The sequence below is a fragment of the Sedimentisphaera cyanobacteriorum genome (assembly GCF_001997385.1).
GTDB lineage: Bacteria > Planctomycetota > Phycisphaerae > Sedimentisphaerales > Sedimentisphaeraceae > Sedimentisphaera > Sedimentisphaera cyanobacteriorum.
In genome coordinates this window covers 1888033-1907624 of record NZ_CP019633.1, presented here as the reverse complement: position 1 = coordinate 1907624, position 19592 = coordinate 1888033, and the positions used below count along the sequence as shown (strand labels likewise).

Sequence of the window (19592 nt, the reverse complement as noted above, 5' to 3'; positions counted from 1 at the left end):
CGAGACACATTCCGGATTTCAGCAGCGAGGTAAATATAAACCAACAGCGGAAAAAAAGCAATATCAGTGTTCAATTAAAAAACTCGCCCTGCAAGCTGAAAATGATGTGTAAAATGCCAATGGTGAGACTCGAACTCACGACCCCTGCTTTACGAAAGCAGTGCTCTGCCGACTGAGCTACATTGGCGGCGTGGAGAATTATAATTGCTTTGCAGGTTTACCGCAAGAATTTACATCCGGAGGACATTCGCACTGCTGAAAAATCAGCTCAGGCTCCTCTTTGGTGCTAAAACTTTCCGGGAGATTCGCAAATGCCCGAACATAGGCTCGCCCAGCTGCTGTTTGAAAGAAAGGCTGTGTCCATAATTTTGCGCAAAAAAAATACGGGAGGCGTCCGGAGAAACCACCCCCCGAGATCACAATGAAAGCATTTACGTCCTATTTTATTCTTCGTAGAGCACAGAGTGCAGTTTGCGAAGCTTGGCCTCGTCAAATTTAACCACATCCCTGTCATACGTCATAAGTCCGTTAACCTCGCCTTCAACGTCTGTTGTCTGCGTGTAAACAGCAGCAGAGAGGTCTTGGCTTTTCTTCATCTCCACGATCTGATCGAATTTATGCTTGTAGTTCTGGAAGAGCTCTTGCTTTGAATCGTAAGACTGATATCCCCAGTTCCTTCTGTTCGGGTCCCAGAGGTATCCTTTGATTGCATATCCGATCCCGCCGAATTCTCCAACAGCGGTTGCCCTGTCTTTTTCGTTGATATCGGGCTTGCGGAGGTCTTTGTGGTATGTGTGAATATCGAGAATATCGCCGCAGTCTCTCAGAGCCCATCCGCTCACAGCATCAACGAGCCTTGTCGGGTCTAGATCTTTCACCATCCGGCTGATTCTGCAAGTGTCATACTGTCCCCAGCCTTCGTTAAACGGCACCCAAACCACAACACTCGGGCTGTTGTAGTGCTGGCTTATCATCTTCCTGAGCTCCAGCTCAAACTGAGCTTCGTCTTCGGAGTTTTTGTACTGGTCGGGCTCATTTCCGCCCACGTGTTCAGGGCTTCCCCTTTTCTCAGGATTCGGGACAATCATACCAGAAGGCATATCCTGCCATACCATAATCCCCATCTTGTCGCACCAATAGAACCATCTGTCCGGCTCGATCTTGATGTGCTTGCGGATCATATTGAAGCCCATCTTCTTGGTCATTTCAATGTCATACTTCATCGCCTCATCAGACGGCGGCGTATGCAGTCCGTCCGGCCACCATCCTTGGTCGAGAGTGCCGTAATGGAAGAGCGGCTTGTTGTTGAGCATAAGCACCTTGGTATGCTCGCCTTGTCCAAGGCTGATCTTACGCATACCAAAATAGCTCTTTACAGTGTCGAGAAGCTTGCCTGAGCCGGGGTTTTTCCCTTCATAAAGCTCGAGTTTTAAGTCGTAGAGGAAGGGGTTGTCCGGAGACCATAGCTTCTGATTGTCTATCTTTATTTCCAGAGGCTTGTACACATTGACGGTTTTCTGAGCAATTCGGCTCCCGCTCTCGTAAACGCTGCAGCGAACGGAATAATTGCCCAGCTCAGGACTGTCCATAATCGGAATTACGGTAACGCTGCTGCTGTCGATATCGGGAGTGATTTCAACATCGGCCAGATGCGCCTTCTTATCCACCGCTTCAAGCCATACTGTCTGCCAGATACCTGATACAGGGGTGTACCATATCCCGTGCTGGGAATTCTTCTGCTTGCCCCTGGCCTGTGAGCCGTAGCTGGATGGATCGGTTACCATAACTGTAATGCTCTGCTGGCCTTCTGATTTGAGATAGTCGGTGATATCGAAGGTGAAGCGGTCGTAGCCGCCTTTGTGTCCGCCTAAGTACGAATCGTTTACCCATACCGCTGTTTTCCAGTCCACCGCTTCAAAGTTCAGCAGAACTTTCTTGCCGCTGAAATCATTTGGGCATTCAAAAGTCCTGTGATACCAGATCTTGTCGTCCGGTTCAACGAGCTCTCCAACGCCTGACAGTGATGATTCAACACCGAATGGCACGAGAATTTCTTTGTCGAAATAATTGGGCTTTTCAGATGAGCTTCCCGCAACTCTGAGCTCCCAAAGCCCGTTGAGGGATTTCCAGCTGCTTCTTTCGAATTGAGGCCTCGGATATTCATCCCAGACAGTTTCAGGGTTTATTTTGTCTGCCCATCTGGTTTTAATCTTATCGCCCGCAGGTTTCCATTCTGCAAAAGATACGGCCGCTGCGGCCAGCAGGATCATTAAAACGCATTTTTTCATAAATCGGTTTCTCCATATATTAGTTAAAAATTTTTCGCTCATCTATTTATCAACGAACGCCAAAAATTTTTACAAAAAAAATGCTTTATTTCAATAAACTTTCAAAATTTTCTTGAGAAATCAGAAATTATTGAGTTTCTGACTGATTTTAATTGCCGGCTTTAATTTGTATTTCCAGCCCCTCTTTATTTTGGGGCAGTTTAAGCTTCCATAGGCCATTGCCCAAATTATCTATTTTCTCAGCCTCGCTGCATTGAACAGGTCTTTTATTGTAAACCACCAACGGCCCGGACTGAACGAATTCAACTGTAAGTTTTTCAGGGGCATATTTAATCGACTCAACAGCGGAAGCGCTAAGGTATTTATCCGGCCTTCCGATAACTGCCCAGCCCTTTTTGATCGGCGAGAGCTGGACAAACCGGTCTGAAAACCCTTTAAGCTCAAATTTATATTCAGAATTCAGTTTTCCGCCGGCTTTTTGATACCAGTCGTAATAAACGAGCCCTTCTTCAGGAATCTGCCAAGACTGCCCGGCAGGCTGGATAAATGAGCCTGCTTTGGTGTAGTCAGCTTCTTTTACAGAAGCCTCCAAGGGCTTATCAGGTGTGGGTATTGCCAAATTATATGCAATAACGGCCGCTGAGCCGTTCGGCAGCGGCGCCGCAACTCTGTACGGGCGGGCTTGAGACAATGCCGAGAGCATAACCGAATCCGGGAGAGGTACAGCTGGGGCAAGGGGGCGAAGGAGCTCTCCGTCGTCCCAGCAGAGCGGATTTATAAGCTTGGGCACAAAATCTTTCGGGGCATCAGAGAGGTATATCGGTGCACCGGCAACAGCTTTGCTCACAGCCATCATCCTCCCGCTTACAGGGTCGCAGGAATGGAACATATCGTGGTCCGGCCAAACTGCCTGCCCCATCCAGAGCGTATTTTGATAAGACTGAAGAAGGTGCGATTTTGCCTTATTTTCATTGCCAAGCAGGTAATCAACACTAACCCTCGAAACTGAGCTGTATTTGGTATTCATAACACTGATCAAATCCAGGGCGAAGCAGTTGATCAACCCATCGGTAAACTCTTCAGCTGCCTCTTCGAGCGACTGTGCATTCTGGGCAGCAGCTTCTACAGCGTTGCTCCTGTCGGTGTAAAAAGATACCTGACGGTTTTGGTTGTCAATTTTTACGAAATCAAAACCGTGCCTTTCAGCAGAACCGATAAGTTCATCGTAAAACTTGCGTGAAGAAACAGGGTCGTCCTTCGGCATCATCAGCTCAAATTCTTCGCCGTTTCTTTTCTTGCTGATAGAGATCAGATGGGAATCCAGCTGCTGCACTTGGTGGTTTGGGTGCATCCCCTGCCAATGGGCATTCATAGTATGCCAGATGCCCATCCATTTAATTTTCTCAGAACGCTGCTCCATAAGCGGTTTGAAGCCGTTCGGGAAGGTTTTCGGGTTGGCCTTGAAAGAAAGCATTCGGCTGTCGCCCATTTTGGAGCCGGTTTGGTGCTGATGGCCGTCGTCAACAAGAATCCAGCGTACCGGAACAGAGCTGGATTCAATCCTGCCTGCAGCGTCAACGAGCAGATCGGAGCTGATGTCCCTGCGATACTGCTCCCAGCTGCACCAGCCCAGATATTTGAACGGTTCGGGATATCTTTTCCTGCAGCGCGCTGCTGCGGTCTTGGAGATTGTCCGCTGGGCAAAAATATGCTCCCAAGCATCATCGAAAACCTTGTAAACATCTTTCCCCTCTGCCCAAGCTATAAGGGGAATATCCCCTGAAACCCGCTCTTTTCCGAAAGTTGCAAGATTTACGGTGAATTTGCCGCTGTCGTGAATCTGGAAATAGCTCATAGCTTTACCCGAGGCCAAACCGTGAAGCAGAAGGAACTTTTCGTTTTTAAGCTTAAAAAGGGCAAGCAGGCCGTTTCTTGATGGTTCTCGGGTTGTAGGGTCGGGGTTGAAATCGCTGCTGATTATCTCTTCAAGACTTTTGGCTGCCCAGGGAAAAATCCTGTTTGCAGCGCTTAAAAGGCCGTTTCTGCCGTCTTTGCTGAAATAAACTACAGATTTATACTCCGGCAATTCAATTTCCCAGCTCTTTAAAACACCATCCTTCGGGGCTCCCGAAAAATCTTCCAGGACCCGCAGTCCGCTGTATTTAAGATGTGATGCATCAATCTTTTCTGCAAACGCACCAGAGCATGAGGAAAAAAGAATTAAAAATAGTATCCATACTCTGCATTTACCTGTTCTCATCTGAAAATACCTCAATTTTTTAATAATAAATATGTTTTTTTACTGAAACCGCTTCTGCTAAATCATTTCTGTGCTGCAATCTTAGCGGCAGGAATTGATTTTTATTTGCTTTACATATTATTCTATACCTGCAAGGCGGGATATTACGAAAAAAAATGAAAAGTTTTAAAAAACACAAAAAAAACATTGACAGATAGGAGTTTCTCCTATATAGTTCTTACTAAGATTAAGGTCAGCAGAAAAACTTATGAAATCTACTGAAGAAAAAGTCCAAAAATTTATAGATTTGTGCAGGAAAAACGGGCTTAGGGTAACCCCGCAGCGTGTTGCAGTTTACAAGGTGCTTGCTGAAACAAATTCCCACCCTTCAGCTGAAATGGTGCACAGGGAAGTAAGAAAAGAGCACCCGGGGATTTCACTGGATACGGTAAACAGAACTCTGCTCACTTTCAAAGAGATTGGAGCGGCGTTCATAGTTGAAGGCAGCGGCGATGTTCGCAGGTTTGATGCTGGGCTCGATAAGCACCAGCACATGAAATGCGTTATATGCAAAAAGATATTCGATTATCATTATGAGCCGTTTGATGATATAGAGACGCCTGAAAATATGCCGGAAGGCTTTAAAATACTGAAAAAATCGGTATATATTGAAGGCTGCTGCAAAGAATGTTTAAAAAAAATTGAAAAAGAATAAAATGGGTAATCAGACTATTTTAGCATAACTAAACTTACATAGGAGAATTATATGGAACTTAAGGGAAGTAAAACCGAAGCTAATCTTCTAAAGGCGTTTGCAGGTGAATCACAGGCAAGAAACCGCTACACATATTTTGCCGAGAAGGCAAGAGAAGAAGGCTATGAACAGATTGCAGATATTTTCGAGCAAACAGCAAACCATGAAAAAGAGCATGCCAAGAGGCTGTTCAGATTTATGGAAGGAAGAGAAGTAGAGATTACCGCCGCTTACCCGGCAGGCAAAGTTGGCACTACTGTAGAGAATCTTCAGGAAGGCTTCGAGGGGGAGAACTACGAAGTAACAACGATGTATCCGAATTTTGCAGATGAAGCCGACAAAGAAGGCTTTAAGGATATTGCAAGGCTTTTCAGGAACATCGCAAAGGCTGAGATGCACCACCGCCAGAGATACACCAACCTCAAGAAAAACCTTGAAGAAGGTAAAGTTTTTTCGAGAGAAGGCAGCTGCATCTGGATGTGCATTAACTGCGGATACCTTCACGAGGGCAAAGAAGCACCCAGCATCTGCCCCACTTGCAGGTATCCAAAGGCATACTTCCAGCTAAAGCCTGAAAATTACTAAAATCTGCACAGTATTAAGCGCCGAAGACTTTGCACTTCGGCGCTTCTAATAAACTTTGAATTATGCCGCCAAGACTGTAAAATCAGTTATTAACAGCGAAGTATTAAAACACAGGGATTGGAGAGTATATGACGGAAATAAAAAACAACATATATTACGTGGGAGCAAAAGACTGGGACAGGAAATTCTTTGATGAACTTGTTCCTCTCACCGAAGGGACTACTTACAACTCCTACTTCATCAAAGGCAGCGAAAAGAATGCACTTATAGACAGCGTTGACCCGGAAAAATTTGATACGCTTTTATCCAATCTGGAGCGGCTGGGCGTTGAAAAGATCGATTACCTTGTAAGCCTGCATTGCGAGCAGGACCATTCCGGCTGCATTCCTGTGATACTTCAGGAATTTCCCGAATGCAGGGTGGTTACGAATGAAAAGAACTTTAAGCTGCTTCAGGAACACCTCCACATCAGCCCCGAACAGATAAAAGTTGTAGAGGAATGGGACACTCTGAGCCTTGGGGACAAGACGCTTCAGTTTTTCTTTATCCCGTGGGTGCACTGGCCTGAGACTATGGCTGCATACCTGCAGGAAGACAAAGTTCTCTTCCCGTGCGATATGTTCGGGTCTCATTATGCCACGAGCGAGATGTTTGCCAAATCAGATGCCTATCAGCTTGAGCTTATCAAAAGCTACTACGCTGAGATTATGATGCCCTACAAGAAGGTGATCGTTAAGAATCTCGAAAAGATCGACCAGCTCGATATCGATATGATAGCCGCAAGCCACGGACCGATATACGACGACCCCCAGTTTCCGATAAACGCATATAAGGACTGGGTGAGCGATAAGGTTACAAATCACGTGGTGATTCCGTATATATCAATGCACCACAGCACTCGGATTATGGTGGAGCATCTGCTTGATGAGCTTACCGAAAGAAATATCCTCGCAACGCCTTACAATCTGGTCGGCTGTGATATAAGCCAGCTTGCCTCATCTCTTGTTGACAGCGCAACAGTAGTGCTTGCAGGGCCTCAGATTCTCGCTGGCCCGCATCCTGCCCTTGCCAACGCTGCCTTTCTTTCAAATATGCTCAAGCCTAAAACGAAATACGTTTCAATTATGGGCAGCTACGGGTGGGGCGGCAAGATGGTTGAAAAGCTTCAGGCAATGATTCCGAACATAAAGGCTGAACTAATCGAACCATTGATGATAAAAGGTATGCCGCGAGAAGATGATTTGCGGCTTATAAACGAATTTGCAGACAAAATACTTGAAAAACACAGATCAGAAGGGCTGGTTTAAGTTAAGCCGGCTCTAATCAGAGCTGTAACTTTATTTTAGGAGTAACAAAAATGGCTAAGAGACAACAGATTTATTTTTGCCCTGTATGCAGCAATGTAGTAGAGGTTTACTGCGGAGCCGACGGCGAGCTTTACTGCTGCGGCGCTCCTATGAGACTTCTTGAAGGAAACACAACCGATGCTGCAACAGAAAAGCATGTTCCAGTAATTGAAAAGACCACAGACGGCTACAAGGTATCCGTGGGCAGCGTACTTCATCCAATGGCGCAGGAGCATTATATAATGTGGATTGAGCTTGTTGCAGACGGCTTCAGCTACGTAAAATTCCTCAACCCGGGCGATGAACCGATTGCAGAATTCAAAGTTGACGCTGAAAAGATAACAGCACGCGAATACTGCAACAAACACGGACTTTGGAAGGCAGAGCAATGATAAAAGACAAGGTAAACAAGGCGATTAACTCTCAGATTAACGCCGAGCTCTATTCTTCCTACCTGTATCTGGCTATGAGCGCTTGGTTTGCTGATAACGGTATGCCCGGCGCCGCCAACTGGACAAAGATTCAGGCGCAGGAAGAGCTTACCCACGCGGACAAGTTCTTTGAATACGTGCTTGAGAGGGGCGGAAAGATTGAGCTTGATCAAATTGACAAGCCCGAAGGAAGCTGGGACAGCCCTATAGAGGTTTTCGAGGCAGTACTTGCCCATGAGCAGAAGGTAACGTCTTTGATCAATGATCTGATGGATGTTGCTATAAGCGAAAACGACCATGCCTCTAAGATATTCCTCAACTGGTTTGTTGAAGAGCAGGTTGAAGAAGAGGCGAGCGTTCAGGATATCATAGACAAAGCCAAAATGGCCTGCGAAACAAAGGGCGGGCTTTTTATGATAGACAAAGAGCTTGGCCAGAGGGTGTTTAATCCAGCACCTTCAGAATAATAACCTTTCGGGAGAAAAGCCTATGAACGCTTTAGAAGTATTGGAAGTAGCCAAGACGATGGAAACAGACGGGATTGAGTTTTACTCAAGAGCCGCTGAATCCGCCGACAGCAAGACTGCTGCTAAGCTGCTTGAGGAACTTGCCGGCTGGGAAAAGAACCATTTCGAGCATTTCGAAAAGCTCCAGGAAGCAGTTAAGCAGGCAGACACCTTCAATCCCGACAACGAGGCAATGAAGTATCTTGACTATTTCGTAAAGTATGCGGTATTCTCCCCTGATAAGGATCTCGCACGAAAGGCACGTTCCCTTGATACGAGCGGGGTTTTGAGCTATGCTATAGGGATGGAGAAGGATTCAGTCTGCTACTATCTCGGCGTGAAGGCATCGCTGAAAACAGAGCAGGCAAAGGAAACTGTAGAAGAGATTATCAACGAAGAGATGAGTCATATAACGATTCTCAGCGAAGAATTGAGCAAGGTTTAGGAGAAATGCTATGCAAAAGTATGAATGCGATGTATGCGGCTACATTTACGACCCAGCTGTAGGCGACCCCGACAGCGGTATTGAGCCGGGAACATCATTCGACAATCTCCCCGACGACTGGGTTTGCCCGGAATGCGGGGTGGGCAAAGATGAATTCAGCCCTGTAGAATAACATTCACGCCGGCAGGCAGAAGCTTGCCGGCTTTTTTTTGGGTTTTTCAGTATAAAAACTGTTTATGCGTTTCATCCTGCCCGAATCATAAACTTTTAATCTTGCCGCTTCATAAAATGAGCTTAGAATATTTTCGGTGAGTCTTAAAGCTGAAAGTTTTTTACGTTTAAAGGAGCGGATGAGATGTCTGAAAACGGTTTGCTGTATTTCTATATTATGGACGGGAAGGGCTCGGCCCGGCAAGGCAGCCGGCAGGACATGGATAATTGGCTCCCCGAACAAGGTCCCTGCTGGATACATCTTGACTATACAGAAGCTGATTCTGCAAGGTGGCTCGCTGAAAAGAGCGGCCTTGATGAAACAACAGTATCAGCGTTATTGTCTGAAGAGAGCCGGCCGAGGGTTTCGATGATAGATAACGCAGCACTGATTGCCCTGAGAGGCGTTAATTTGAGCCCAAACTCTGAGCCCGAAGATATGGTAGCGATCAGGCTTTGGGCAGATGAGAATCGAATTATCAGCACGCGAAAAAGAAAACTGCTCTCTGAGAATGATATCATACAATCTTTCAATGATAAAAACGGCCCGAAAACTACAGGAGAATTCATAAGCGATCTGGCAGAGCGGCTGATTGAAAGAATTGAAGACACTGTGCAAAACATAGAAGACCGCCTGGATGAGCTTGAAGAGCTGCTTATTTCCGAGGGAAGTTATGACTTGCGAACTCAGCTTTCAGAAATAAGAAGAGAGGCGATATTGCTAAAAAGATATCTGCCCCCCCCCAAAGAGAGGCAATGTTTAAGCTTCAGACAGACCGCTTCAGCTGGCTGAGCGATGAGGACAGTAGGCAGCTTAGAGAAACTAACGACAAACTTATCAGATATAATGAAGACCTCGATTCCATCAGAGACCGTGCAGCAGTAGCCCAGGAACAGCTCTCGGGCAAACTCTCAGAACAGCTGAATTCCAGAATGTATGTTCTTTCACTTGCTGCAGCTATTTTTCTGCCGTTAAGTTTTCTTACGGGGCTGTTAGGTATAAACGTAGGCGGTATCCCAGGCGCTGAAGATGAATCCGCTTTTTGGTTTTTTTTATTGATATTGGCCGCCGCTGTGATTATACAAATAATAATCTTCAAGAATAAAAAGTGGTTATAGGTTTGGGAGCTTCGCTAAAAACTTACGACGGTTTAGAAAAATAACATCAGCATTCGTAAGCGATGCGAGCCGGCGGGGAGTATATTCTGCCCTTCGTGGATGTTACGTGTTTCATTCACCGCAAATCACACGAAGGGTTTGAAAGACTATTTGGCAGTTAGCGGAAATCGGGGCGAAGCTATGCGTTAGTCGCTGGCTTTTTATTCTCTGCTATCTTCCGGTATCTGATTTTCGTATGAATGTTCCTTTTCGAACATCCTTGCGATTCTCAGCATCTTAGCCTCTTGGAAAGTATCTGTGATAATCTGCATGCCGAGAGGCATATTGTTTTCGTCGAATCCGCACGGAATGCTCACTCCCGGCACGCCAGCAAGATTAGCCGAGATTGTATAGATATCCTCGAGGTACATCTGGATGGGGTCGTCTGATTTTTCGCCGAATTTGAACGCCCCCGACGGCGAGGTGGGCGTGAGCAGGCAGTCGCAGTCTTTGAATATGTATTTGAAGTCCTGCCGGATGAGATTTCGCACCTTTAGAGCTTTGAGGTAGTATGCGTCGTAGTAGCCGCTGGAGAGGGCGTATGTTCCGAGCATAATCCGCCTTTTAACCTCCGCCCCGAAGCCCTCATCTCTGGATTTCGTGTACACATCCATATAGTTTTCGGGCTTTTCGCTGCGGTATCCGTAGCGAACGCCGTCGAAGCGGGCGAGGTTTGCCGAGGCCTCAGCCGTAGCAACGATGTAATACGTGGCAACGGCATAATCCGAATGCGGCATCTTCACTTCCCGAATTTCTGCGCCTTTAGAGCGGTAAAATTCCACAGCCTTCCCAATCGCCTCTTTCACTGCCTCTCCGGCCTTTTCGATAAACTCCGGCACAACAGCAATCTTGAGCCCTTCAAGCGGCTTGTCTATATCCTTCGTGAAATCGGTTTTCGGTGCGAGTTCTTCGCTGAGGCTTGTACTGTCTTTGGGGTCGTGGCCTGTGATTACGTTCATAAGCAGGGCGGCGTCTTGAGTGTTTCTTGCAAGAGGGCCGATCTGATCGAGGCTTGAGCCGAACGCTACAAGTCCATAACGAGAAACCCGGCCGTAGGTTGGCTTGAGGCCTACCACCCCGCAGAAGCTTGCCGGCTGGCGGATTGAACCGCCGGTATCCGAGCCCAGAGCCCCGTAGCACAGCCCCGCTGAAACGGCCGCTGCGCTGCCTCCGCTGCTTCCGCCCGGAACGCGGCTGCTGTCCCACGGGTTGGCGGTTTTACCGAGGCCTGCATTTTCCGTGCTTGAGCCCATTGCGAATTCATCGAGATTGAGCTTGCCTATTATAACTGCATCCTCTGCGAGGAGCTTTTCAACCACTGTGGCGTTGTACGGCGCTTCGAAATTTTCGAGTATCTTGGAAGAGCAGGTGGTTTTGCCCCAGACCGTGGTCATATTGTCTTTGATTGCTATCGGAACGCCTGCCAATGCTCCGCATTTCTCGCCGGCCTTTATTCGCTTGTCTATTTTTTCCGCTTTTGCAAGGCAATGCTCTGCGAACAGCTCTAAATACGCCCCTAACTTATCGTTCTTGGCTTCTATTTCGGCAAGCAAAGCTTTGGTAACCTCAAGGCTGGTTAGCTCTTGAGCCGCTATTTTATCACGAATCTCAGTTAGTGTTTTTTTTGTTAAGTCCATAAATTTTCCTTATTGTGCCGGCCGCAAGTGGCAAGCAGCAAGTGGCAAGCGGCAAGCAGCAAGTGGCGAGCAGTAAGTGGCCATTGCTAACGGTTGTCGTTTAGTATTTTCTTTATTAAACTGCTTATCATTTTACCTATTGCATTAGATTCCGAAATAAAACTTTCAAAAGTATTATTATTTATGTAACCCAGCTCGTTGGCTATTTCAGCTTGAGCAGCGGCCGCCACTTGCCACTCGCCACTTGCCACTCGCCACTCGCCACTCGCCACTCGCCACTTGCCACTCGCCACTCGCCACTCGCCACTTGCCACTCGCCACTCGCCACTTGCTACTCTAAAACCTTCGGTACGCAGAAATGCTCCCCGTCGCTGTCGGGGGCGTTTTTCAGGGCTTGGTCTCTATCCAGCGTCTGGCCGGGCTCATCTGCCCTGAAAACATTTTTCACAGGAAGGCTGTGCGCGAGCGGTTCAACCGCTTCAGTATCAAGCTCTCCCAGCTTTTCTATATATGCAAGGATATCACTCAGCTGCGTTGCAAACCGGCTTACTTCCTCATCTGTGAGTTCGAGCCTTGCAAGCGCCGCAACCTCTCGTACCTGTTTCTCATTAATCATATCAGGCATATTATGCTCCATTTTAATGTAATAGACTAGTCCTGAGCGGATTTTGTCCGAAAATAAATAAGCACTTATTTTGCAGGCAATAAATTTTCTTTCAAGCAAAAATGCAAACAAAATCCCTGTTCGGGTGTTTATTCGGTTTTAATCCCCCCTTATTGCAGGCCTAACTTTTTTTGAATTTATCGCTAATAGTTTGCAAACATTATGATTCTACACTCACCAATAGTCTTTAGCCCAGCGCTGCGTTGGTGCTGGATAAAAGGCGAAAGTTGTTAAGCGTATTAAAACTTTTTTACTTTACTCAATTTTTTTTTGAAAGGGTTCCTATGAATCTTAAAAAAATCTCATTAGCACTTGCAGTTGCGGTTTTTGCTGCGGCAGGAACTGCAAATGCTGCTGAGGTGTTGGTAAGTTCCAATATCTCAACCTCTACTACATGGACGTCGGATAACGTCTATAATCTTCAGGATCAGGTTTTCGTTGAGCCGGGTGCAACTCTCACAATCGAACCGGGCACGCTCGTACAGAGCACATCAGGTTTGGGCGGAAGCCTTGCTGTATCACGCGGAGCTAAAATCTATGTAAACGGTACAGAAGATGCTCCAGTTATTATGACCTCTACTGATGACGACCTCAAGACCTACCGCGAAGGCTGTAATGAATGGGGCAACCTTACTCTGATGGGTAATGCTCTTATCTCTGCTTCGCACTACGGCGGAAATCCCGTAGGCGACAATACCAAGACCCCAACCGGCGACAACGAGAAGCTGATGGAAGGTCTTACAGACAACACCTACGGTATGTACGGCGGCAACGACGACAACGACAACTCAGGTTCAATAAGCTATCTCTCACTGCGTTACGGCGGTAAAGTGATCGGTCTTGCAAATGAGCTTAACGGTCTTTCACTCGGCGGTATCGGACGTGAAACAGACATCAGCCACGTTGAAGTTATCAACAACGTTGATGACGGTATCGAAATTTGGGGCGGAACTGTTTGCCTCAAGTACGTAAACATCTGGAACATCGGCGACGACAGCTTCGATATCGACCAGGGCTGGAGAGGCAAGGCTCAGTTCGGTCTTATCGTTCAGGGACACTCAATCGATGCAAGCCAGGGCTCAGGCGTTGGCGACAACTGCTTCGAGACAGACGGTGCTGAAGACTCAGATGCTCAGCCTGTAACAACTGCTTCAATCTACAATTTTACAGTAGTGGGCAACCCGGGCGACGGCGACGGCGGTACCACCTGGCGTGATAACGCCCGTATGCAGTATCGCAACTGCATCTTCATGGATCTCGGCGAAAAGCTCGTAAGATTCGATGACGACGACGGCGACGGTGCTAACGGCTACGGCTACAACGGCACGCTCTCCTGGGCAGACACATGGACAACAGACTACGACTACTCAACTTCAACTGCTATGCCTAACGCAGGCAGCTGGTCAGCAGGCGGATTCAACGATCCTTCCGTAATGTACACCGCACAGGTTGACGGCAAGCTCGCTGAGATCTCAGATTCAGTGTTCTTCCGCAATATGCACTCTGATGCTTACACAGAAGCAGATGCACGCGGCGTACGCGACGGCTCAAACAACAACGTAACTGCTGCTTACGTACCTTCTAACCCGGATCAGAATATGCCGATCCAGAAGCTCGTTCGCGGCGGCAAAGTTGTTAAAGGCGGCAAAGACGTTTATCCTGTAGAGTTTATCAACCCATGTGCAGCTAACGATGCCGCAGCAAGCGCTGGTACAGCTCCGGCAGACGGCTTCTTTGTTCCTGCTCAGTTCCGCGGCGGATTCAGCGAAGACAACAACTGGCTTGCCAACTGGTCTGCAATCGATCAGTACGGTATGACAGATACTTCAATGAATCAGCCAAGCGGCGATATCAACAATGACGGTATCGTTGACGTTGAAGACCTCTCTGCTGTTGGTGCAGGATGGCTTCAGGTTAAGTAATTAACCTTTCAATGACTGACAACAAATAATCAATATCTGGTGGCAGGGCTTTAATGCCCTGTCATCAGATTCTTTTACGGAAAAGGTATGACAGTAAGAAAAGCGAATAAAAAACTTTCAATGCTCGCAGCGGCCGGCGTTATGGCTTTAGCTGTTTTTTTTGCAGGCTGCGATAAACAAACGGCTGATAATCAGGCAGAAAATCAAGCGGCTGAAAGAAGCTCTGCTGAGATTACGAGAAAAGCTGAAACGAAAGCTGCTCTTGAAAATTCTCAAATTGAGGATTATCAGAACCAGCTTATGGAAATTGCCTTCCAAACGGCATCTATGATTCCTGTAAAGCCGCATATTAAAGACCGAAGCAAATCACAGCAGAAGGTTGTAAAAGCTTATATTGAGCTCGGTCAGATAAAAACTGCAGCAGAGCAGACCAAAAAAATTCTAAACTGGCGCAAGGGCGTATGCTTCGGGGAGCTGGCTTACTATTTTGCAGAAAATAACCAGAAAGGCAGAGCAAACGAGTTTATTGCCTTGGCTGAAGAAGTAATAGAAGAACCGAATCTTGAAGACTGGCGAAGAGACAGGGTTAAAGTGCGAATTGCTCAGGCGGAAACCCTTCTCGGGAATGATAGTCATAGCGAGCAGTTTGAAGAGAATCTCGTTGAGGCCGAAACAGGCAAAGTTGCTGCGACAAAGGCGGAGATTTGCAGTGAGCAAGAGTTTGATTCTCAGCTTGCCTCTATCGACGAAATGATAAAAACAGGCGTTTATGATATTGTGAAAAATGCCCTTTATGCATGCTTTGAACTGTACGAAAGGTTTTACGAGAACAGTTCAAGAAGGCAGATGCTGGAAGATAAGATTACCTCCTCTTGGAAGACCATACCGTACTTTATCAGGATTGATCTGCTTGTGAAGATGGCTGAGGCAAATATTGACGGAGGAAACACCGCAAAGGCAGTTGAGCTGATAGACAAGGCAAGGCAGATGATAACTTCAGGCAAGTGGCGTCTTGAGAATAGAATGCCTCTTACAGCGAAAGTGGCAGCTGCGCGATTCAAAGCCGGACAGAAAGAAAAGGCCGTTAAGGAAGCCGACGAAGAAATTGAGCTTTTCAAAGAGCAGAAAGAGAAAATAGTAGATATTTACCGCTCCGAAGCGCTTACGTCCATTGCAGAGGCCTGCGTTTCTATGGATCGCCGGGAAAAAGCGGCTGAAATTTATGCCATGGCTGTGAAGGAAGGGGCGGAAAATCCCAATTCCCGTCCTACTGCTATAGATCTCTGCGATGTGTGCTGCTCTATGGCAAAACATAAGGTTAATCCAAGCGAGAAACTGCTTGCTGAAATTAAGGAAGTTAAAGGGAGCCTGAGCGTTCCATGGTAATAAACAAATTTGCAGTTTTGCTGGTCATATTGGGCGTATCCTGCTGCATCTGCTCGGCGGAGCAGGCAGGCGGCATTAGAGGTTACGTTGAGGACAAAGATTTTGACGCGCCCGTAGCTGAGGCGCAGGTTCTGATTGCAGAAACCGGGGAGAAAACCAAAACCGCGGAAGAAGGCAACTATGTTTTCAGCGAGCTCAAGCCGGGAACATACACACTTATATTCTCGAAGCAGGGATATACACGTCAGGTAAAAACTGATGTTGCTGTTTCGCCGGGAAGAATGAGCGAGGTTAATGTTTCCCTTAGCGGCGATTTTACCGAGATGGAAGAATTCGTCGTTCAGGATTTAAGCTTCGGTGCAGGTACAGAGCTTGCCCTGCTTGATCTGCGTATGGAAGCACCTGCTCTTATGGATTCGGTCAGCTCTGAGCTGATGAGCCAGGCAGGAGCTAGCGATGCAGCAAGCGCGCTGAAGCTTGTTTCAGGTACAACTGTTCAGGACGGCAAGTATGCCGTTGTTCGCGGCCTGCCGGACAGATACGTAAATTCCCAGATGAACGGCGTGCGTCTTCCCACGGCTGATGCCGATAAGCGTGCAGTTCAGTTAGACCAGTTCCCCTCGGCTGTGATTGAGAGCATACAGGTAAGCAAAACATTCACCCCCGACCAGCAGGGAGATGCCTCTGGAGGGGCGGTTAATGTGGTGCTCAAAGGCATCCCTGAAGAAACATCTTTCAAGTTTGGCATAGGCTACGACTACAACTCAAACGTATTTAACGAAGATGATTTCCTCAGCTACGACGGCGGCGGACTGGACAGCTTGGGCAATCGAAGCATTTCTGTGCCTTCCATCGATTCGATGGATGATACTGTGGGAACTGCCACTGAGGATGCCCCGCAGGAATACAGCTTTTCACTCTCCGGCGGGGGCAAGCACGCCTTCGCTGAGGATGTGAAGATTGGCGGCTTCTTGAGCGCAAACTACAAACGAAGCGCAAGCTACAAACATGATATGATTGATGACAAGTACTGGGTAGAAGAGCCCGGGGAAGGTGTAACTCCCAGATACAACGACAAACGAGGCGGAGGCGGAGGCGGCCCGGGCACGGGACGCTTTGAAACTTCCCTTTTCGATGTTAAGCAAGCCTCCCAGCAGGTTCAGTGGAGCACGCTGGCAACATTAGGCCTCGAGATCGGAACCCATAAATTCAATGCACTTTATATGTACACTAAAACTGCTGAGGACTCAGCCACTGTCTCAGAAGATACCCGCGGCCGAGCCGGACTGCATCAGTTTTGGCCGGATGCTTACGGCCCCGAATTTGATAATTACGATCCATACGACGAGCACCATCCAGCAAATGATAAGGAATATCAGGACCACGCTGCTTACCAAAGACACCAGACCCTCGAATATACCGAGAGAACTACTGAGACTATTCAGTTTTCAGGCGATCATAAATTCGAAGATCTCAGCTGGGAGCTTACCGACTGGTTCAGTTTCAAGCCGGTAGAGCTCGATTGGGTTCTTTCAAGAAATACCGCTGCTATGCATCAGCCGGACAAGAGGATGTTTTCAGCAAGGTGGACAGCTCCATATTACGTTCCCTATCAGCCCCCTACGTTTTGGCCGAGTCCCTCGCCTGAAGTGCCTGCACACACCGAACCGGGCAGGTACGAACAGCTCAATCCTGCTGCAAATATGAATATGGGAAACTTCCAGAGAACATGGAAAGATATCATCGAAGAAAGCGATCAGTATTCTGCAAACATTAAGCTGCCCTTTGAGCAGTGGACTGAAGACGAGGGATATTTCAAGTTTGGAATATTCAATGATGATGTTACAAGGGACTACCAGCAGAATTCTTTCACCAACGACAGCACCTTCGTTGACAGCGACCCGGGTCTCAGCTGGGATGACTACTGGAGCGATTATTTTGATGAGCCGCTGAAGGTTTCCGGCGTTGATATAGATTTCATTGCAGACCAGCAGATATCGGCCTTCTACTATATGGCGGATGTGCCTTTGAATTCGCAGTTTAAGCTCAGAGGCGGGGCAAGGTTTGAAAGCACCGAGCTCTCCAGCCACATAACTGATGCCGGCCCTTCTGCACAGGTTTATATACCTCAAACAGGAGATATAAGCCAGTCTACAGACGGCGCAGAATTTTACTCACTCGCAAGGGCGGAATTCGAGCAGGATGATACGCTTCCTTCTTTCGGATTTGAGTATGCACCGTTTGAGAAGATAAAGGTGAGAGGTTCATATTCAGAAACTGTTGCAAGACAGACCTTCAAGGAGCTTGTCCCGATTACAAATCAGGACTATCTTGGCGGCGATATATTCATCGGTAATAAAGACCTTCAGATGAGTGCGCTTGAGAACTATGACCTTCGCTTCGATTACACGCCTTATGAAGGCGGATTAGTTTCTGCTACATATTTCCATAAGGATATCACCGACCCTATCGAGTATGTTCAGGGCTATGCCAATTTTACATATACTTATCCGGTGAATTATCCGGAAGGCGAAATTGATGGATTTGAATTTGAGATCAGGCATGAACTTGCGGAATTTTTTGAGGATATGGAAGGCGTATCTGTGGGGGCTAATGCAACTTTCATAAATTCCGAGGTAACCCTGCCTGACGATGAAGCTGCAAAGCTTGATACCCCAAATATTCAGGCACCTATGAAAACCCGCGATATGACCAATGCACCGGAATATTTGTACAACCTGTTCTTAACTTGGGACTTCAATGAATCTAAAACGCAGTTTGGACTGTTTTACACGGTAAGAGGCGATACTCTCGTTGCAGGTGCATCTCAGGCGGTGGGTAATTATCTGCCAAACGTTTATGAAAAAGAATACGGTACGCTGAATATGAGCCTCAAGCACAAACTCAACGATACTTGGAGTATGAACTTAAAGGCGAAAAATCTTCTCGACCCTGAGATTGAGAGTGTTTACAGATCGGATTACATCGACGGCGATGTTACAAAAACCTCTTACACAAAGGGGATTGATCTTTCAGTAAGTTTGAGCGCCCGTTTTTAAATAATCAGCTAACAAATTACTAATTTGCCGCTAATTATCCGCTGTTAAACTTCTCATACTATTGTGATGAAGCGGCTATAGAGGCGTTTGCGGGCAATCTGTCGAATAATAAACTAAAATCATTACGGCAAAGGTTTATAAAAAATGAAGTGTTCGAATAATAATTTTTCTGTGAGGCTCTCAAGAGCAGCGGTCTTTCTGGTTCTGCTCGGAGGTGCTGTTTTGCTTCTCTCAGCAGCCTCAGGCGAAGAAAATGCAAGCTCTGAAAAAATCGAGAACGCAAAAACCAAGATAGAGAAATGGGTTGAAACTAAGCGTTTAATATCACAGGAAAAGCGTGATTTCAAACTCAGCAGAGAAATGCTGAATGAAAGAATTGAGCTTTTAAAAAGCGAAATAGAAAGCCTCAAGCAGAAGGAAAAAGATGCTGAGCAAAGCATTGCCGAGGCTGATGAAAAACGCAATGAGATGATGCAGGAAAACGAAAAACTCAAAGAAGCCTCCTCATCTCTCTCTGATATGATAATAAAGCTTGAAAACAGATCTAAACGTTTGATAAAGCGTTTGCCGGCGCCGCTGAAGAGCAAGATCAAGCCCCTCAGCCAGAGATTGCCTGAAAACCCGGAAGAAACAGAAACTGCTATGTCTCAGCGTTTTCAGAACGTGGTTGGAATACTAAACGAAGTAGATAAATTCAACCGTGAGATTTCAGCCCACAGCGAGGTAAGAGAGCTCAAAGACGGCTCTTCCTTCGAAGTTGTAACGCTTTATGTGGGAATAAGCCATGCCTACTACGCAAGCTCCGACGGCACAGTCGCCGGCGTTGGTTATCCGGCAGAGGGAGAATGGGACTGGAGAGAGAAGAACGAAGCCGCTCAGGATATCCTTAATGCCGCTGCAATTCTCAGAAATGAGAAGGTTGCCTCGTTTGTCAAACTGCCAATTGAAATTCAGTAGTATTG

Annotated in this window: 17 protein-coding genes and 1 tRNA gene; 13 read left to right on the top strand and 5 right to left on the bottom strand. The window is 47.0% G+C overall.

The features are described 5' to 3' along the window. Window positions 1–114: 114 nt before the first annotated feature. From L21SP3_RS07710 to L21SP3_RS07700, 3 genes are all read right to left on the bottom strand, one after another. Window positions 115–187 (bottom strand) — tRNA-Thr (locus L21SP3_RS07710). Window positions 188–443: 256 nt separating this feature from the next. After that, on the bottom strand, window positions 444–2288 hold the full coding sequence (locus L21SP3_RS07705) for a glycoside hydrolase family 2 protein (protein WP_227806751.1): 1845 nt from the start codon (window positions 2286–2288) through the stop codon (window positions 444–446). 148 nt (window positions 2289–2436) lie between these two features. After that, on the bottom strand, window positions 2437–4548 hold the full coding sequence (locus tag L21SP3_RS07700; RefSeq protein WP_123785167.1) for a Sip1-related alpha-galactosidase: 2112 nt from the start codon (window positions 4546–4548) through the stop codon (window positions 2437–2439). Window positions 4549–4795: 247 nt separating this feature from the next. Here L21SP3_RS07700 and L21SP3_RS07695 point away from each other — a divergent pair, with 247 nt between their 5' ends. The 9 genes from L21SP3_RS07695 to L21SP3_RS12235 all read left to right on the top strand — a co-directional run bounded on the left by L21SP3_RS07695 (window position 4796) and on the right by L21SP3_RS12235 (window position 9923). After that, on the top strand, window positions 4796–5242 hold the full coding sequence (locus tag L21SP3_RS07695; RefSeq protein WP_077540298.1) for a Fur family transcriptional regulator: 447 nt from the start codon (window positions 4796–4798) through the stop codon (window positions 5240–5242). A 51-nt stretch (window positions 5243–5293) separates the two neighbouring features. Further along, window positions 5294–5866: a rubrerythrin gene (gene rbr / locus L21SP3_RS07690; protein WP_077540297.1), complete on the top strand. Its 573-nt coding sequence runs from the start codon at window positions 5294–5296 to the stop codon at window positions 5864–5866. 128 nt (window positions 5867–5994) lie between these two features. Then, window positions 5995–7173 (top strand): FprA family A-type flavoprotein, encoded by a 1179-nt coding sequence (locus tag L21SP3_RS07685; protein ID WP_077540296.1) that lies wholly within the window; start codon window positions 5995–5997, stop codon window positions 7171–7173. A gap of 50 nt (window positions 7174–7223) precedes the next feature. Next, window positions 7224–7604, top strand: coding sequence for a desulfoferrodoxin (locus L21SP3_RS07680; RefSeq protein WP_077540295.1), 381 nt, complete (start codon window positions 7224–7226; stop codon window positions 7602–7604). Beyond that, window positions 7601–8110 carry a ferritin gene (locus tag L21SP3_RS07675; protein ID WP_077540294.1) on the top strand — a complete coding sequence of 170 codons (510 nt, stop codon included), beginning with the start codon at window positions 7601–7603 and terminating at the stop codon, window positions 8108–8110. The genes L21SP3_RS07680 and L21SP3_RS07675 overlap by 4 nt, the downstream gene beginning before the upstream one ends. Before the next feature lie 22 nt (window positions 8111–8132). Then, window positions 8133–8594, top strand: coding sequence for a ferritin family protein (locus tag L21SP3_RS07670; protein WP_077540293.1), 462 nt, complete (start codon window positions 8133–8135; stop codon window positions 8592–8594). Between the two features lie 10 nt (window positions 8595–8604). Then, on the top strand, window positions 8605–8766 hold the full coding sequence (rd, locus tag L21SP3_RS07665; protein ID WP_077540292.1) for a rubredoxin: 162 nt from the start codon (window positions 8605–8607) through the stop codon (window positions 8764–8766). Between the two features lie 183 nt (window positions 8767–8949). Then, window positions 8950–9597, top strand: coding sequence for a CorA family divalent cation transporter (locus tag L21SP3_RS12240; protein WP_261340796.1), 648 nt, complete (start codon window positions 8950–8952; stop codon window positions 9595–9597). Then, a complete protein-coding gene (locus L21SP3_RS12235) occupies window positions 9561–9923 on the top strand; it encodes a CorA family divalent cation transporter (RefSeq protein ID WP_261340795.1) in 363 nt (120 codons plus the stop codon). The genes L21SP3_RS12240 and L21SP3_RS12235 overlap by 37 nt, the downstream gene beginning before the upstream one ends. Window positions 9924–10123: 200 nt before the next feature. Here L21SP3_RS12235 and gatA read toward each other — a convergent pair whose 3' ends face one another. Both gatA and gatC read right to left on the bottom strand, forming a co-directional pair. Then, window positions 10124–11599 (bottom strand): Asp-tRNA(Asn)/Glu-tRNA(Gln) amidotransferase subunit GatA, encoded by a 1476-nt coding sequence (gatA, locus tag L21SP3_RS07655; RefSeq protein ID WP_077540291.1) that lies wholly within the window; start codon window positions 11597–11599, stop codon window positions 10124–10126. A gap of 331 nt (window positions 11600–11930) precedes the next feature. Next, a complete protein-coding gene (gatC, locus tag L21SP3_RS07645; protein WP_077541892.1) occupies window positions 11931–12224 on the bottom strand; it encodes an Asp-tRNA(Asn)/Glu-tRNA(Gln) amidotransferase subunit GatC in 294 nt (97 codons plus the stop codon). 323 nt (window positions 12225–12547) lie between these two features. Here gatC and L21SP3_RS07640 point away from each other — a divergent pair, with 323 nt between their 5' ends. From L21SP3_RS07640 to L21SP3_RS07625, 4 genes are all read left to right on the top strand, one after another. Then, window positions 12548–14185, top strand: a complete 1638-nt coding sequence (locus tag L21SP3_RS07640; RefSeq protein WP_123785166.1) for a hypothetical protein — start codon at window positions 12548–12550, stop codon at window positions 14183–14185. Window positions 14186–14272: 87 nt separating this feature from the next. Beyond that, window positions 14273–15571 (top strand): hypothetical protein, encoded by a 1299-nt coding sequence (locus tag L21SP3_RS07635; RefSeq protein ID WP_077540288.1) that lies wholly within the window; start codon window positions 14273–14275, stop codon window positions 15569–15571. Next, complete coding sequence (locus L21SP3_RS07630) at window positions 15565–18630, top strand: TonB-dependent receptor (RefSeq protein WP_077540287.1); 3066 nt, start codon at window positions 15565–15567, stop codon at window positions 18628–18630. The genes L21SP3_RS07635 and L21SP3_RS07630 overlap by 7 nt, the downstream gene beginning before the upstream one ends. 144 nt (window positions 18631–18774) lie before the next feature. Next, entirely contained in the window at window positions 18775–19587 is an 813-nt protein-coding gene (locus L21SP3_RS07625) for a DUF3450 family protein (RefSeq protein ID WP_077540286.1), read from the top strand. The last annotated feature ends 5 nt before the right edge of the window (window positions 19588–19592 follow it).

Bases quoted from the DNA above. Each gene is read 5' to 3' on its own strand.
- L21SP3_RS12235 (WP_261340795.1), top strand. From the start codon at position 9,561: ATGTTTAAGCTTCAGACAGACCGCTTCAGCTGGCTGAGCGATGAGGAC.
- L21SP3_RS07640 (WP_123785166.1), top strand. From the start codon at position 12,548: ATGAATCTTAAAAAAATCTCATTAGCACTTGCAGTTGCGGTTTTTGCT.
- rd (WP_077540292.1), top strand. From the start codon at position 8,605: ATGCAAAAGTATGAATGCGATGTATGCGGCTACATTTACGACCCAGCT.
- L21SP3_RS07685 (WP_077540296.1), top strand. From the start codon at position 5,995: ATGACGGAAATAAAAAACAACATATATTACGTGGGAGCAAAAGACTGG.
- L21SP3_RS12240 (WP_261340796.1), top strand. From the start codon at position 8,950: ATGTCTGAAAACGGTTTGCTGTATTTCTATATTATGGACGGGAAGGGC.
- L21SP3_RS07700 (WP_123785167.1), bottom strand. From the start codon at position 4,548: ATGAGAACAGGTAAATGCAGAGTATGGATACTATTTTTAATTCTTTTT.
- rbr (WP_077540297.1), top strand. From the start codon at position 5,294: ATGGAACTTAAGGGAAGTAAAACCGAAGCTAATCTTCTAAAGGCGTTT.
- L21SP3_RS07695 (WP_077540298.1), top strand. From the start codon at position 4,796: ATGAAATCTACTGAAGAAAAAGTCCAAAAATTTATAGATTTGTGCAGG.
- L21SP3_RS07625 (WP_077540286.1), top strand. From the start codon at position 18,775: ATGAAGTGTTCGAATAATAATTTTTCTGTGAGGCTCTCAAGAGCAGCG.
- L21SP3_RS07670 (WP_077540293.1), top strand. From the start codon at position 8,133: ATGAACGCTTTAGAAGTATTGGAAGTAGCCAAGACGATGGAAACAGAC.
- gatA (WP_077540291.1), bottom strand. From the start codon at position 11,599: ATGGACTTAACAAAAAAAACACTAACTGAGATTCGTGATAAAATAGCG.
- L21SP3_RS07675 (WP_077540294.1), top strand. From the start codon at position 7,601: ATGATAAAAGACAAGGTAAACAAGGCGATTAACTCTCAGATTAACGCC.
- L21SP3_RS07635 (WP_077540288.1), top strand. From the start codon at position 14,273: ATGACAGTAAGAAAAGCGAATAAAAAACTTTCAATGCTCGCAGCGGCC.
- L21SP3_RS07705 (WP_227806751.1), bottom strand. From the start codon at position 2,288: ATGAAAAAATGCGTTTTAATGATCCTGCTGGCCGCAGCGGCCGTATCT.
- L21SP3_RS07680 (WP_077540295.1), top strand. From the start codon at position 7,224: ATGGCTAAGAGACAACAGATTTATTTTTGCCCTGTATGCAGCAATGTA.
- gatC (WP_077541892.1), bottom strand. From the start codon at position 12,224: ATGCCTGATATGATTAATGAGAAACAGGTACGAGAGGTTGCGGCGCTT.
- L21SP3_RS07630 (WP_077540287.1), top strand. From the start codon at position 15,565: ATGGTAATAAACAAATTTGCAGTTTTGCTGGTCATATTGGGCGTATCC.